Origin of the sequence: Novosphingobium meiothermophilum (assembly GCF_003171715.1) — a bacterium.
Taxonomy (GTDB): domain Bacteria; phylum Pseudomonadota; class Alphaproteobacteria; order Sphingomonadales; family Sphingomonadaceae; genus Novosphingobium; species Novosphingobium meiothermophilum.
Map to the genome: position 1 here is coordinate 124,748 of NZ_QGHL01000015.1, position 14,012 is coordinate 138,759.

General features: G+C 64.6%; 10 protein-coding genes and 1 pseudogene. 6 read left to right on the plus strand and 5 right to left on the minus strand.

The genetic code is table 11. From position 1 onward, the window contains the following. Positions 1-170: 170 nt before the first annotated feature. The 6 genes from DKM43_RS13640 to DKM43_RS13665 all read left to right on the plus strand — a co-directional run bounded on the left by DKM43_RS13640 (position 171) and on the right by DKM43_RS13665 (position 8,364). On the plus strand, positions 171-896 hold the full coding sequence (locus DKM43_RS13640) for a SapC family protein (protein ID WP_109799047.1): 726 nt from the start codon (positions 171-173) through the stop codon (positions 894-896). Next, the gene (locus DKM43_RS13645; RefSeq protein ID WP_109799048.1) at positions 877-1,887 is read left to right on the plus strand and encodes a cupin-like domain-containing protein; all 1,011 of its coding nucleotides are present in this window, start codon (positions 877-879) and stop codon (positions 1,885-1,887) included. The genes DKM43_RS13640 and DKM43_RS13645 overlap by 20 nt, the downstream gene beginning before the upstream one ends. Continuing rightward, complete coding sequence (locus DKM43_RS13650; protein ID WP_236632589.1) at positions 1,884-3,404, plus strand: tryptophan halogenase family protein; 1,521 nt, start codon at positions 1,884-1,886, stop codon at positions 3,402-3,404. The genes DKM43_RS13645 and DKM43_RS13650 overlap by 4 nt, the downstream gene beginning before the upstream one ends. An 87-nt stretch (positions 3,405-3,491) precedes the next feature. Further along, positions 3,492-4,571 carry a LacI family DNA-binding transcriptional regulator gene (locus tag DKM43_RS13655; RefSeq protein WP_109799049.1) on the plus strand — a complete coding sequence of 360 codons (1,080 nt, stop codon included), beginning with the start codon at positions 3,492-3,494 and terminating at the stop codon, positions 4,569-4,571. A gap of 38 nt (positions 4,572-4,609) precedes the next feature. After that, on the plus strand, positions 4,610-5,824 hold the full coding sequence (locus tag DKM43_RS13660; protein ID WP_109799050.1) for an MFS transporter: 1,215 nt from the start codon (positions 4,610-4,612) through the stop codon (positions 5,822-5,824). Between the two features lie 140 nt (positions 5,825-5,964). Then, complete coding sequence (locus tag DKM43_RS13665; protein WP_109799051.1) at positions 5,965-8,364, plus strand: glycoside hydrolase family 3 protein; 2,400 nt, start codon at positions 5,965-5,967, stop codon at positions 8,362-8,364. Positions 8,365-8,396: 32 nt separating this feature from the next. On the opposite strand, the gene DKM43_RS13670 is transcribed toward DKM43_RS13665, so the two are convergent. The 5 genes and pseudogenes from DKM43_RS13670 to DKM43_RS13685 all read right to left on the minus strand — a co-directional run. Then, positions 8,397-9,836, minus strand: a complete 1,440-nt coding sequence (locus tag DKM43_RS13670) for an efflux transporter outer membrane subunit (RefSeq protein WP_161554095.1) — start codon at positions 9,834-9,836, stop codon at positions 8,397-8,399. 11 nt (positions 9,837-9,847) lie between these two features. Beyond that, positions 9,848-12,100 carry a peptidase domain-containing ABC transporter gene (locus DKM43_RS13675; protein ID WP_109799053.1) on the minus strand — a complete coding sequence of 751 codons (2,253 nt, stop codon included), beginning with the start codon at positions 12,098-12,100 and terminating at the stop codon, positions 9,848-9,850. Continuing rightward, positions 12,097-13,341, minus strand: a complete 1,245-nt coding sequence (locus DKM43_RS13680; RefSeq protein WP_109799054.1) for an HlyD family efflux transporter periplasmic adaptor subunit — start codon at positions 13,339-13,341, stop codon at positions 12,097-12,099. The genes DKM43_RS13675 and DKM43_RS13680 overlap by 4 nt, the downstream gene beginning before the upstream one ends. Positions 13,342-13,540: 199 nt before the next feature. Beyond that, the gene (locus DKM43_RS16525) at positions 13,541-13,696 is read right to left on the minus strand and encodes a hypothetical protein (protein ID WP_161554096.1); all 156 of its coding nucleotides are present in this window, start codon (positions 13,694-13,696) and stop codon (positions 13,541-13,543) included. Positions 13,697-13,888: 192 nt separating this feature from the next. Next, positions 13,889-14,012 (minus strand): annotated as a pseudogene (locus tag DKM43_RS13685) (IS5 family transposase); the annotation flags it as partial.

Here is a 14,012-nt window from a genome sequence, read left to right on the forward strand (position 1 = left end):
GGCCGGGCGCAAGCCGTTTCTGGCAGGGAACACTTGCTAAGGTTCCGCGCCAGTGGGAAAAGGCCGGGCCGAAGGGTCGGCCGTTCTCCTGACAAAATGGGGCGCGCGCGGGCGGGGCCACGAGGCACAGGCGGCGGACCCCAGCCGCAGAGGATGAAGTCAGGCCAGACATGTCAACGACAACACACGCCGTTCTGGATTCGCTCAACCACCGCAATCTTAGGGTGCAGACCCGGCGCAGCGCGGCACTGGGGGATGCAGTGATGGCGTGCATGGTCATGCCGGCGGAGTTCCGGCGCGCGCAGGCGCATTACCCGATCGTTTTCCGGCGCGATCTGGAAAGCGGACGCCTGATGGCACTGGCGCTGTTCGGCTTCGAGAACGGGGAAAACCTGTTTCTGGCACCGCATGGCTGGGATGCTGCTTGGATTCCGCTGGCCCATGCCGTCCAGCCCTTCCTTATCGGGCGTAGCGCCGATCCGGCCGCAACGCCGCAGGTCCACATCGACATGGCCAGCCCGCGCGTCGTGGCATCGGGCGAGGAGGGAGAGCGCCTGTTCAACGATATGGGCCAGCCTGCCGCGCTGCTTGAACAAGTGGCGCAGCAGCTTGGCGATCTGGATGCCGCCTATAAGGCATCTGGCGCCTTCTTCGAGGCGATGGAGCGCCATGGCCTGATCGAGCCGTTCACGCTGGAGGTGCCGCTGCCCGATGGTTCGTCCAATTCGCTCGTCGGGTTCCAGACGGTGAACGAGGACCGTCTGCGCGAGCTTCCGGGCGATGTTCTGGGGGAACTCAATGCGCAGGGGCACCTGATGCCGCTGTTCATGGCCGTGGCGTCCATCGGTCGGTTTTCCGATCTTGTCGCCCGCCGCAATGCCCGCGATGGCGGCTGACCGGCTGCCTTGCGTGCGCGAGGCCGCGGCGGAGGAACTGCCCGGCCTGATCGCGGGCGGGGCCGAGCCGTTTGTGGTGCGTGCGCTGGTGCGAGACTGGCCGCTGGTGCAGGCTGGCCTGGCCTCAGCCGCAAGTGCGCGAGATTATCTGGCGGACCGGTCGCGCGCAGTCGATGTGCCCTATTCGGTGGTGCCGCCGGGCGAGGGCGGACGCCTGTTCTATGATGCGGCGATGGCGGTGAACTTCCGCATGGCATCGGGGCGGCTGCGCGACGTATTGGCGGCCTTCGGCGGTGCCGAAGAGGCGGAGCGGCCGACAGTCTATCTCGGTTCGATCGACATTCACCGCTATTTCGACGGGCTGCATCAGGCCAACCATGTGGCAGCTGTGCCGGAAGATGCTCTGGCTTCGATCTGGATCGGGCATGCCACGCGGATTGCGGCGCACAATGACCACCCGCGCAATCTTGCCTGCTGCGCGGTGGGGCAGCGGCGCTTCACGCTGTTTCCGCCCGACCAGTTAGCCAATCTCTATCTTGGACCGCTGGATGTGACGCCTGCGGGAAGGCCGGTTTCGCTGGTGGATTTCGATGCGCCCGATTTCACGCGCCATCCCCGCTACCGCGAAGCGCTGGCCCATGCGCAAGTGGCGCAGCTCGAACCGGGCGATGCGCTGTTCATCCCCTCGCTGTGGTATCACCATGTCGATGCGACCGCGCCGTTCAACGTGCTGGTCAACTACTGGTGGCGCGATACCCCGCGCTGGCTCGGCCAGCCGCAGACGGCAATGACCCACGCGATCATGGCGATCCGCGATCTGCCTGAAAGCGAACGGGCAATCTGGCGCGAAATGTTCGAGCATTATGTCTTTTCCGGTGGCGAGGATGCCCGCGCGCATGTGCCGGAGGCCGGGCGGGGCATTCTTGGCCCCATCGATGCCGCAACCGCCCAACGCATTCACCAGTTCCTGTTGAGGAGCCTCAGCCAATGACCATGTTCGATCCTGTGCAAGGGCCCCATCTTCCCCGCCGCATCGTGATTGCCGGTGGTGGCACGGCCGGATGGATGACGGCAGCGGCCCTTGCCCGCACGCTTGGCCCCGTTGCCACGGTAACTCTGGTGGAAAGCGAGGAAATCGGCACGATCGGCGTGGGCGAAAGCACTATCCCGCCACTTGTTGCCTACAATCGCATTCTGGGCATTGCCGAAGCCGATTTCATGCGGGCCACGCAAGCCACCTTCAAACTGGGCATCAATTTCGAGAATTGGCGCGTTCCGGGCGAGGCCTATTTCCATTCGTTTGGCGGCACGGGCAGGGATCACTGGTCTGCCGGGTTCCAGCATTTCTGGATGAACGGCCTGATGCGCGGCCACACCGCCCCTTACGGCGAATACTGTCTTGAATTGAAGGCAGCCGAGGCAGGGCGGTTTGCCCATCTGCCCGATGACCGGATGAACTATGCCTATCAGCTCGATTCCGGGCTTTATGCGCGGTTCCTGCGGACCATGGCCGAGGCCGACGGCACCCGGAGGATCGAGGGCAAGATCGCGCAAGTGGTGCTTGACGGGACGAGCGGCGACATTGCTGCACTGATGCTGGAAAGCGGACAGCGCATCGAGGGCGATCTGTTTGTCGACTGCACGGGATTTCGAGCGCTGCTGATCGAAGGCGCCCTCAAGGTGGGCTATGATGACTGGACCCACTGGTTACCGTGCGATAGCGCCATCGCCATCCAGACCGCCAGCGTGCGCCCGCCCGTGCCCTACACCCGTGCCATCGCGCACGAGACGGGATGGCAGTGGCGCATTCCCCTGCAGCACCGTCAGGGCAATGGGATCGTCTATTGCAGCACGTGGTTGGACCATGAGACGGCACTGGAAAAGCTCCTGTCCACCGTTGAGGGTGAAAAGCTGGTCAAGCCCAACCCCATCCGCTTCCGCACCGGTGCGCGCCGTCGCCAGTGGCACCGCAACTGCGTGGCCGTGGGGCTTTCAGGCGGGTTCATGGAGCCGCTGGAGAGCACCTCGATACACCTGATCCAGCGGGCAATCCTGCGTATCGTGCGGATGCTTCCGGCAGGCGCGATCAGCCAGCGTGACATCGACGAGTTCAACGAGCAGCAATTGACCGACATGGATCAGATCCGGGATTTCCTGATCCTGCACTACAAGGTGACGGACCGCCGCGACACGCCCTTCTGGCGGCACGTGGCGGCCATGGATGTGCCCGACAGCCTTGCCCACAGGATTGCGCTGTTCCGCGAGACGGGCCGCGTGTTCCGCAAGAACGAGGAACTCTTTGCCGAAAACTCGTGGGTGCAGGTGATGATGGGGCAGGGCATCATGCCGCAAAGCCACCACCCCGTTGCCGCCAAGCTGCGCGACGAGGAAATGGCCCACCTGCTGCAAACCCTGCGCGAGCAGGTGGCGCGCACGGTGGCCGCACTGCCCGCGCACGGCGAATACGTGGCGCGCTATTGCGGGGCGCAGGTGCCCGCAGCGGCATGATTGCGCCTTTTCGTCCAACCATCTTGTCATTCATCCATGATGCGGCCTAGCAAGGCCGCGGGAACACAACAGGGGTAGCACAGCACCATGGCGCGCAGGCGGCAGGCGGTGACGATCAAGCATGTGGCGGCCGATGCGGGCGTTTCTTTGCAGACCGTCAGCCGCGTCATCAACAACGAGGCCAATGTCCGGCCGGAAATGCGCGAGAAGGTGAAGGCTTCGATCGAGAAGCTTGGCTATGTTCCCTCGATCGCGGCCCAGCGCATGAGCGGATCGCGGTCATACCTCATCCTTGCCCTGAACGACCGCGAGCGCACTATTGCCGACTGGCGCGCACGGCAAGGCACTGACTGGGTGGACCAGATGCTGCTGGGCGGGATGCTGGAATGCGCAAAGCACGGATACCGCCTGATCTTCGAACTGGTCGATACCCACAACGATCATGTCGAGCGCGAACTGGGCGCGGCGATTGCCGCCTTGCAACCCGATGGCGCGATCCTGACCCCGCCTCATTCGGACAATCCCAAGATCCTTGAGACACTGGCACATCACCGCATTCCCTTCGCCCGTATCGGTGCGCAGGCGCATGATCCGCGGCTTCCGGACGGGATCATCGTTTCGATGGACGACGAGGGCGGCGCACGCATGGCCACGCGCCACCTGCTGGACCTTGGCCACCGCCGCATCGGCTTCATCGCAGGGCCTAAGGAATACCGGCTCGTGGGTCTGCGCATCGCGGGATGGCGCGCCGAGATGGAGGCCGCCGGGCTTTCGGCAGAAGGGCTGCTGGAGGCGGGCGATTTTACCTATGACAGCGGCGCGCGCGCGGCGCGGGCTTTGTTGCAGCGGCATGAGCCGCCAACCGCGATCATCGCCAGCAACGACCAGATGGCGCTGGCAACCGCAGACGTGGCGGCCGAACTGGGGCTGGCCATTCCTGAACAGCTCTCGCTTGTCAGCTTCGACAATACGCCGCTGGTGCGCTTTACGCGGCCCGCTCTTACCGCAGTGGACCAGCCCATTGCCGAAACCACTGCCATGGCCGTGCGCATGCTGATCGAGGCGCAGCGCGACAAGGGCGCCGTCTTGTCCGAGGGGACATCGGCAGAGCCGGTCATCATGCCGGTGGGCTTTCAGGTGCGCGGATCGACCGGACCGGCGGCATGACCGGCGGCATTCGCGATCTTCGGCGGTAAAGGCAGGTGATGCGCGAACGCATGGGCGCGTCTGACACGGCCGACCGGCGCTTCCTTGCGCTCTATGCGCTGGCCTGGGCGGGGTCGACGGTGGCCTATGTGCCGTTCCTGACCCTGCTGCTGCCGATGCACGTTGCGCGGCTGGCGGCAAGCGATGCGGTGCGCTGGCTGGCGCTGACGACCTTTGCCGGGGCGATCTTTGCCAGTCTGTGCGGGATTGCCTTTGGCTGGCTCAGCGATCTGGCCGGGCGGCGCAGGCCCTTTGTGCTTGGCGGGCTGCTGCTGTCGGGCCTGATGCTTCAGGCCGCGCCGCGCGCGGAGACGCTGGGTGCAATTCTGGGCGTGATCGTGGTCTGGCAGATCGGCCTCAACCTCATGCTGGGGCCGCTGTCGGCCTGGGCGGGCGATCAGGTGCCCGATGGGCGCAAGGGGCTTCTGGGCGGTCTTCTGGCCTTTGCGCCAGCCAGCGGCGCGCTGGTCGGGGCGCTGGTGACGCTGCCGGTCTTTTCCGGTCCTGAGTTGCGCTTTGCCGCGGTGGGCATGATCGTGTGCCTGATGGTGCTGCCGATCGTGATCTTCGGGCGCGACGGTGCACATGCTTCGGCCGATGCATCGGCGGGCGCAGGCGCCGGTGCAGGCGCAGCGCCTTCGGGCAGGATGCTGCGCGCAGTGCTTTCCGGCATGGCAACACGGATGTGGTTTGCCCGGCTCATGGTGCAGCTTGCCGAAGCCTCGCTCTTTGCCTTCTTCTATCTCTGGCTGCGCACGGTCGATGCAAAATTGGGCGATGCGGCCATTGCACGGGTGCTGATGACCGCGATGCTCGCAGGCGCACTGACCGCGCTGCTGGCAGGGCGCTGGGCCGACCGGCACGGGCGGCCGGTGACACCGCTGGTGGCGGCATCGGCAGGCGCGGCAACGGGGCTGACCATCATGGCGCTGGCGCACGGGCCGACAGCGGCGATTGGCGGCTACATCGTCTTCGGCATTTCGACGGCGGTCTTTCTGGGATTGCACACCGCGCACACCTTGCGCGTTCTACCCGACAGCCGCAGACGCGGGCGCGATCTTGGACTGTTCAATCTGACCAACACGATCCCGTCGCTGATCGTGCCTTCGCTGACACTGGCGCTGGTGCCGTGGCTTGGCTTTGCGGGACTGTTTGCCGTGCTGGCGCTCCTGGCGGTGGGGGCAATGGTGCTGCTGCGCGCCCGCGCGGCCTGAGCGGCGGCGCACCTCGTTCGGTTCCTGTGCAAAGCCCCTTGCTTTCCCGGCTAAGTCATGGGAAATGCGTGATTGAGAACGTTCGCAAGAATACGGGGTAGGTGATGCCGAAGCACGAGACAGGACGTAAGCCTTTTCAGATGGTTGCGCTACCATTGGCGCTGCTGTCGACGACGATGCTGGCGGGAACAGCCTTTGCCAGCGATTCGGCCGAGGCCGTGGCGAACCCTGCGAACTGGCCTGCCGCCCACTCGCCCGCAGCCATTACCGACCGCGCGACCGAAAAGGCGATCGACCGCATCCTGCGCGGGCTGACGGTGGAGCAGAAGGTCGGGCAGGTGATTCAGGGCGATATCAGCGCGATCACCCCGGCCGATCTGGCGCGCTATCCGCTGGGGTCCATTCTGGCGGGAGGCAACAGCGGCCCTTACGGCGATGAGCGCGCCGATGGCGCAACATGGCTGAAGCTGGTAAACGCGTTCCGTGCCGCATCGCGCAAGGCAGGCGCGGGCATTCCGATCCTGTTCGGGGTGGACGCGGTGCATGGGCACTCCAACGTGCCCGGCGCAACCATCTTTCCGCACAATATCGGACTGGGCGCGGCGCGCGATCCCGACCTGATCCGCCGCATTGGCGCAGCAACAGCAGCAGAAATCGCCGCCACAGGCATCGAGTGGACATTCGCGCCCACGCTGGCCGTGCCCCAGGACTTGCGCTGGGGCAGGGCCTATGAAGGCTATTCCAGCGATCCGCAGATCGTTGCCAGCTATTCGCGCCCGATGGTTGAAGGGTTGCAGGGGCAGCTTGTGGCGGGAAGGCCGCTGGCGAAGGACAAGGTTTCCGCCAGCGCCAAGCATTTCCTTGCTGATGGCGGGACCGAAGGCGGCAAGGATCAGGGCGACGCGCGGATTTCCGAGGCCGAACTGGTGCGCGTCCATGCGCAGGGCTATCCCCCCGCGATCGATGCCGGTGCGCTTACCGTCATGGCCAGCTTTTCAAGCTGGAACGGGGTCAAGAACCACGGCAACCGTTCGCTTCTGACCGATGTGGTGAAAAAGCGCATGGGCTTCGAAGGGCTGATCGTGGGTGACTGGAACGGCCACGGCCAGATTCCCGGCTGCACCCCCACCGATTGCGCGGCTGCGCTGAACGCCGGGCTTGATCTCTATATGGCGCCCGATAGCTGGAGGGACCTGTTCGCCAATACGGTCAGGCAGGTGCGCGACGGAACGATCCCCATGCAGCGGCTTGACGATGCCGTGCGGCGCAACCTGCGCGTGAAGTTCAAGCTGGGGTTGATGGGCAAGACGCGGGTGGAGCGGGGCAATCCCGCGCTGCTTGGGGCGGATGCGCACCTTGCCCTTGCACGCGAGGCGGCGGCAAAGTCGCTCGTCCTGCTGAAGAACGAAGGCGGCGTCCTGCCGATCCGCGCGGGCGCGAAGGTGCTGGTGACGGGGCCGGGCGCGGACAGCATGGCCATGCAGGCTGGCGGCTGGACCGTGACCTGGCAGGGCACCGATACCACGGCTGCCGATTTCCCGAAGGGTCGCACCATCGGCCGTGCCATTGCCGAGGCGGTCGCCGAAGCGGGTGGCACGGCCGAAATCGGGAACGGAGCGGGCAGCAGCAAGCCCGATGTGGCCGTGGTGGTGTTCGGCGAGCAGCCCTATGCCGAGTTTCAGGGCGATGTGCCCAACCTCATGTTCCATGCGCGCGAGGGTGAACTGGAACTGATGAAGGCGCTGAAGGCAAAGGGCGTGCCGGTGGTGGCGGTGTTCCTTTCGGGCCGTCCGATGTTCGTGGGCGCGGCGATGAACCTTGCCGATGCCTTCGTCGCCGCGTGGCAGCCCGGTTCGCAGGGACAGGGCGTTGCCGATGTGCTGGTGGCCCGGCGCGATGGCCGGCCTGCGCGCGATTTTACTGGCAGGCTGCCGTTTGACTGGCCGCAGGATGCCCGCGCGCCGATGGCGGAGCCGCTGTTCAAGGTGGGTTACGGCCTGTCCTATGCCAGCCCCGGCGCGCTGGGTCCGGTAAACGAGGATCCGCGCGTGGATCTGGGACCGGCGCTGAGCGAGACGACGTTCATGCGTGCGGGCAAGGTGATCGATCCCTGGCGCCTTGGCCTTGACAGCGTGGTGACGATGCGCAGCGTTGACGTTGCCGCGCAGGAAGACGCGCGCCAGTTCACCTGGGGCGGCAAGGGCGACATTGCCATCGATGGGCCGCCGGTGGACATGCAGCGTCATGTGAACGGCAGCTTTGCGCTGCGGCTGGACTGGCGGCCCGATGCGCGCGGCACTGGCCCGGTTACGCTGGCTTTCGGCGGTGTGCGCTTCGATGTGAGCGGGTTGATCGGCCAGTCCGGCCAGCCAGCAACCCTGCGCATTCCGCTGACCTGTTTTGCCGCACGCGGCGCACAGGTTCAGGCGATCGGCAATCCGGTTCGCATCGGCGCGGACAAGGGATTTGCGGTGAGCGTGCGCAATGCCGGGATCGAGGCAGTGGGCGAGACGATTGCCTGTCCGCCCGAAGCGCGCTGAGACGGGACGGCTCCCTGATGGGCAACGCGCCGTCAGGAAGCCGGTTCAGTCTCGCCCAGCGCGGCATGAAGTTCGGCAAGCGCGGTGGCATGGGCTGCTGCCGTGTTGACCAGTTCCTCGCGCTGGCTGAGCAGCGCCTGTTCGGCGGCTAGCACCACGAAGAAATCGATCAGGCCCAGTTCGTGCTGGCGCCTTGCCTGCTGAGCGGCCCGCTCTGCCGCATCGAGGGCTTGCCGGTTGATGGCAAGGCGTGCCTGCGCGGTCCGTGCGGCGGAAAGCGCGTTCTCGCAGCTTTCGAGCGCGAGCAGGATGGCATTGCGCCATGCCGCCAGCGCTTCGTCCGCGACGGCGCGGTTGCGGGCGACGGCAGCTTTTTGTGCGCCTCCGGCAAAGAGTGACTGGGTAATGCGCCCCACGGTCTGGGCGATGATCGCATCGAACAGACCGGCAGGGCTGGGCGCAGCGGTGGACAGGGTGGCGCCGATCGAAAGTTGTGGCAGCAGCGCGGCGCGGGCCGCACCGATCCGTTCGCCCGCTGCCATCAGGCGGCTTTCCGCCGCGCGCACATCGGGCCGCAGCCGCACTACATCGGCCGGAACGCCAAGGTTCGCAGGCGGCGCGAATGCCGGAATGCCCGCCGGATGATCGAGCAGGGGATCGAGCGCCGATGCGGTGGTGCCGGCCAGCACCGCAAGCCGGTTGCGCAACTGGTTGCGTTCGTTGCGCAGCAGCGGTTCAAGCGAGCGCACCTGAAGCAGTTGCAGCCGCGCCTGCTGGCGGTCGGTCTCGACGCTGAGGCCAAGCGCATAGCGCTTTTCCACCATGTCGAGAATGTCCTGCTGGCGCTGTGCCGAAATGCCGACATATTGCAGCCGTGTCTCAAGCGCGCGATAGGCAACATAAGTGCGGATCACCTCAAGCCGCACGATCCGTTGCAGGTTATCAAGATCAAATCCCGCCGCAGCGAGATCGGCGCGCGCCGCGGAGGCATCCTTGCGCAGACGCCCGAAGACATCAGGATCCCAGCCGAGATCGATCTGGACAGACAGACTTTCCCGCGAAAGTCCGCGCGGTCCGCGAAGGCTGTCTGTCCGTGAGACATCGGCAGAGGCATCGATGCGCGGCAGGCGCGCGGCCGCGGCAGTGCTGCGCAGGGCTTGCGCCTGCGCCAGCCGCGCCGCGCCCGCCAGAACATCGTTGTTGGCTATGGCGGCCTTGGCAAGCAGGCTTTCAAGCGCGGGATCGCCAGCCACACGCCACCATCCTGCCGGACCGGCGGACACAGACTGGGGCGGGGCTTCGGCGGCAAGCGGACCGGTTGGCGCTTCGGGATCAGCAAAGCTGCCCGAAAGCGTATCGAGATAGGCAAGCCTTGGTGCTCGGTGCGGATCGCCGGAATGCGTGCAGCCTGCCGAAAGCGCGGCTAGGCCGATGATGGCGACAAGCTCAGCGATGGGGGCGGAACGCGGCATGTCCTGGCCAGTCATGCGCGCAGCCGCAGCCGGTCAATCGCGCCACCCGGCTGTGCGGCGCGGGGCATCAGCCGATCGGTGATGACACCATCGCGCATTTCAACCACCCGCCGTGCCGAAGCGATGGTTTCCGGACGATGCGCGACCATGATGCGGGTAATGTCGAGCGCGGCGAGGCTGGCGTTGACTTCGGCTTCCTTGGCCTGATCGAGATTGGCCGTGCCTTCATCCAGAATCAGGATGCGGGGCCGGTGATAGAGCGCGCGGGCAAGAAAAAGGCGCTGCTTCTGCCCGCCTGAAAACGATGCCCCCATCTCGCCCACGAGTGTTTCGTAGCCCATGGGAAAGCCCGTGATCTCGTCATGGATGCAGGCCATGCGCGCGCATTCCACCACCCAGTCAAGGTCCATGTCGGGATCGAAGAAGGCAATGTTTTCCGCGATGCTTCCGGCATAGAGAACATCGTCCTGCATCACCGTGGCGAACAGCTTGCGGAAATTGTCGATGCCCACGCGCGAGAGCGGTTGGCCATCGATGAGGATCTGGCCGGATGTGGGTTGATAAAGCCCCATGATGAGCTTGAGCAGGGTCGATTTGCCGCCGCCTGAAGGGCCGGTGATGGCCAGCGATTCCCCCGGTGCGATCCTGAGGTTGACGCCGCGGATGATTTCCGGATCGTCGCGGCCGTAGGCAAAGCGCAGATCGCGCAGCTCGATTGCGCCTTCCAGGGGCTTGCGTCCGATAGCGCTGCTGCTGCCGCGCGTCTCTTCGGGCTTTTCCAGCGCGATATCGGCAAGACGATCAACGTGCATGTCGAGCATCCGGTAATCGAACATCATGTCGACAAAGCGTTGCCCGGCATCGAGGAACTGGTTCTTGTAGGCCTGAAACGCAAAGACCATGCCCACGGTGAACGTGCCGCCAATCACCATGCCCACCGCCAGATAGACGAAAAGCACCGTTTCCAGCCGCAGGACGGCGTGTTCGGCAGTATCGATCCAGATCGAGGTGCGTCCCATGCGGATGCCCGCATTCACGGTATCGGCGTGCTTGTTCTGCCAAAGGGTCATGCGTTCGCCCACGCGGCCAAACAGCTTGATCGTGTTCATGCCGCGCACGGTCTCGATCATGGTGCTGGCCTCGTCGGCCTTGGCGGCGATAAAATCGGTCTGTGCGTTGCGCAGGGTGCGGAAGGTGACAAGCCGGTAGCCGATGAACACCGCCAGCGTCGCCACGGCCACCAGCGTCAGCACGGGCGAATAATAGAACATGATGCCGAAGGTGATGATGGCCATGAGCGCATCGATGGTGCTGGATACCAGCCCCTTGCTGATAAGCTCGTTGATCGGTTCGGTGGATTCGAAGCGCGAGATCACATCCCCCGTCTGCCGCCGTTCAAAGTAGCTGACAGGCAGACGCAGGAGGTGTCGGAACAGGTCCGTCACCATCGAGAATCCGACGGCGCTCGACACCTTGAGCAAAATCAGCTCGCGCAAGGACCGGGTGGCAAAACCCACCAGTTCGAGCGCAGCAAAGCCGAGCGCCAGTGCGGTGAGAAAGGCCATGTCGAAGGCTGGAACGGCCTTGTCGATCGACAGTTGCAGGAAGAAGGGCGCGGCAAAGGCGATCAGTTGCAGCAGCAGCGAAAGGCCGACTGCCTGCATAAGCGCGCTGCGAAATCCGCCGATGTTCATGCCAAGCTGGGAAAGCCGCAGCCGCACCGGCTTTCCCACCTTGCGCAGGGCCTGGGTGGGGGCCAGTTCCAGCACGACGCCCGTCCAGTGGCGCGAAAGCGCCGCTTCGCCCAGCTCAAGCACGCCGCGGGCCGGATCGTGGATCACATACCGCTTGCCGGAGAGCGTGCGACGTATGGCCTTGAGCACGACGAAATGGTTGAGATCCCAGTGCAGCACTGCCGGAAGGCGCACTTCGGGCAGTTCCTCGATCTCGCCGCGCAAGGGGCGGCTGTGCAGGCCCATCTCATCGGACACGGCCATGAGCTGCGCCAGCGTCATGCCGCGCAGCGAAATCGGAAAGCGCTGTCGCAGCCTGGAAAGGCTGGTGCGCTGGCCATGGTAGCCCGCGATCATGGCGAGGCAGGCCAGCCCGCATTCGGCCGCTTCGGACTGGCGCACCAACGGCAGCACCGAACGTCCGGTGAAGTTGAGCAGGTTCAGCCCGGTGCCGAAGGCTGGAGCCTTGGCTGGCGTTACTGCGTTGGCGGCCTCGGCAGGGGCTGTGTCTGGTGCCGGTCCGCCGCTCATTTCAGGCGGTTCCTGATGGCGTTGACAGGCTCCAGCAGCCAGTCGAGAAAGCTCTGACGTTCAAGGATGATATTGGCCTTCAGCGTCATGCCCGGCTGAACCGGATAGGACTGGCCGAAGGCGCGGACCGCCTGTTCGCCAAGCCGCACCCGGATGCGGTAGCTTGGCGCTTCGGGCTTGACGGGTGCGGTCACTTCATCGGCGGCGATGACGCTGCGCGAGATTTCGGTGATCGTGCCGGTAAAGGTGCCATACTGCTCGTAGGGAAAGGCATCATACATCAGCCGCACGTCCTGGCCCACGCGGGCAAAGCCGATGGCGCGGGTGGGGGCATAGAGTTCGGCTTCCAGAACCGTATTGGCGCCGAGAATCTGCATGACGGGCTGCTGCGCATTCAGCGTCTGGCCCGGCTTGGCCTGAACCACTCCGACAATCCCGTCGAAAGGGGCGGTCAGCACGGCCGAACTGCCCTGCTGCACTGCCATGCGCTGCTTCTCGACATCAATGGCATTGCCGCGCAGATCGGCAAGGCGCTGTTCCAGACGGATGGGCAGCAGGCGCAGTTCGGCATTTGCCTCTGCGATCTGGGCGCTGAGGGCGGCCTTTTCCGAAACGAGCTGCTGGAGCTGCGCCTTTTCGGCGAGAAGGGCGCGGCGCTGGCCTTCGAAGTCGATGCGGTTGATTGCCTTCTCGCGTTCGGCGCGCGCCATGATCGCGAAGCTGGCTTCGGCCGACTTAACCTGTTCGCGCTGAATGGTGATCTGGCGTTCGATGGCTTGCATCCGGGTGTTCATGGCCTGTGTGGCGGCGCGCAGGCGCTGCTGCTCTTCGCGCGTGCTGGCGCGGGCCAGTTCGCCCTGCCGGACAACATCATCGCCCTGCCGCGCAAGCATTTCGAGCGACTGGCGGGCAGGATCGGCGCTGGCGGCATTGGCAGTCTGGAGGCTGAGGCGGGCCACAGGCTGTCCGGCCTTGACCGTATCGCCTTCGCGCACCGCGATCGAAGCCACCATCCCCGGTTGCAAGGCGACTACGCTGGCCATCGGCCCGTTGGGCACCACCCACCCTTCGGCAAGCTGGGTGCGCGCATAGCTGCCCGTCATCATCCAGACCGAGACGACGATCGCCCCGAACAGGAGAACCAGTGTGATCGGCAGGCTGTGGCTGGAATAGAGCGGCACCGTTCGCCCGAAGCGCTGAAGGCGCCTGCTTTCCAAGACTTCGGGTCTGAACAGGCTCATGCGCAATCCAAGGCAGGTTTAACGTGGTGACGCGGAGGCAATATCCTGACCTTGCGCTAAACATACTGTCCTAATTCTGCGTTAACCCTGCGCAACGCGCCGTCCGGTGGCGGACGTTCATGCGGCCCAGATATGCAAAAAAGGGTGCGACCGCCTGGATCGCACCCCTTTTCGGGCTCTGTTGACTGGCGATTGCCGATCAGCAGTGCTTGCGCGGCTTGGGCGCGCAGGGAGCCGGGGCGGGCTTGGGAGCGCAGCTCTTGAGCAGGCTGACCTTGAGCGCAACGAGGCTCTTCACCAGGCACAGGGTGCCGCCAGCAACTTCCGAAACTTCATTCTTGTCGAGAACGCGCATTTTCGCCTCCGTTAACCTTGTTCGTAAATCAGAACTCGCTCCGTCCTGATAAATTACAAATAAAACGGGGTTCGGATTCGATAAAGATTGATAATATGGTTAACAATTCTCGGATCGGGACAGGGATATTTCAAGAAGTTAACGGAAGGAGCGTAATTATGTCGGAATATTTCTGGATCGGACTTGCCTTTGTTAGGTTTCGTGGACAAAGGGTAGCCAGAGTTTGACTGAGGCGAGAGCGACGAAGCCGAGGTAGGATTCCTTGGTTTTGTCGTATCGGGTTGCAACGCGTCGCCAGTTCTTGAGTTTGTTGAAC

Coding starts and splice junctions, on each gene's coding strand:
- DKM43_RS13680 (WP_109799054.1), bottom strand. CDS start 13,341: ATGAGCCTGTTCAGACCCGAAGTCTTGGAAAGCAGGCGCCTTCAGCGC.
- DKM43_RS13645 (WP_109799048.1), top strand. CDS start 877: ATGCCCGCGATGGCGGCTGACCGGCTGCCTTGCGTGCGCGAGGCCGCG.
- DKM43_RS13655 (WP_109799049.1), top strand. CDS start 3,492: ATGGCGCGCAGGCGGCAGGCGGTGACGATCAAGCATGTGGCGGCCGAT.
- DKM43_RS13670 (WP_161554095.1), bottom strand. CDS start 9,836: ATGCCGCGTTCCGCCCCCATCGCTGAGCTTGTCGCCATCATCGGCCTA.
- DKM43_RS13665 (WP_109799051.1), top strand. CDS start 5,965: ATGGTTGCGCTACCATTGGCGCTGCTGTCGACGACGATGCTGGCGGGA.
- DKM43_RS13650 (WP_236632589.1), top strand. CDS start 1,884: ATGACCATGTTCGATCCTGTGCAAGGGCCCCATCTTCCCCGCCGCATC.
- DKM43_RS16525 (WP_161554096.1), bottom strand. CDS start 13,696: ATGCGCGTTCTCGACAAGAATGAAGTTTCGGAAGTTGCTGGCGGCACC.
- DKM43_RS13660 (WP_109799050.1), top strand. CDS start 4,610: ATGCGCGAACGCATGGGCGCGTCTGACACGGCCGACCGGCGCTTCCTT.
- DKM43_RS13675 (WP_109799053.1), bottom strand. CDS start 12,100: ATGAGCGGCGGACCGGCACCAGACACAGCCCCTGCCGAGGCCGCCAAC.
- DKM43_RS13640 (WP_109799047.1), top strand. CDS start 171: ATGTCAACGACAACACACGCCGTTCTGGATTCGCTCAACCACCGCAAT.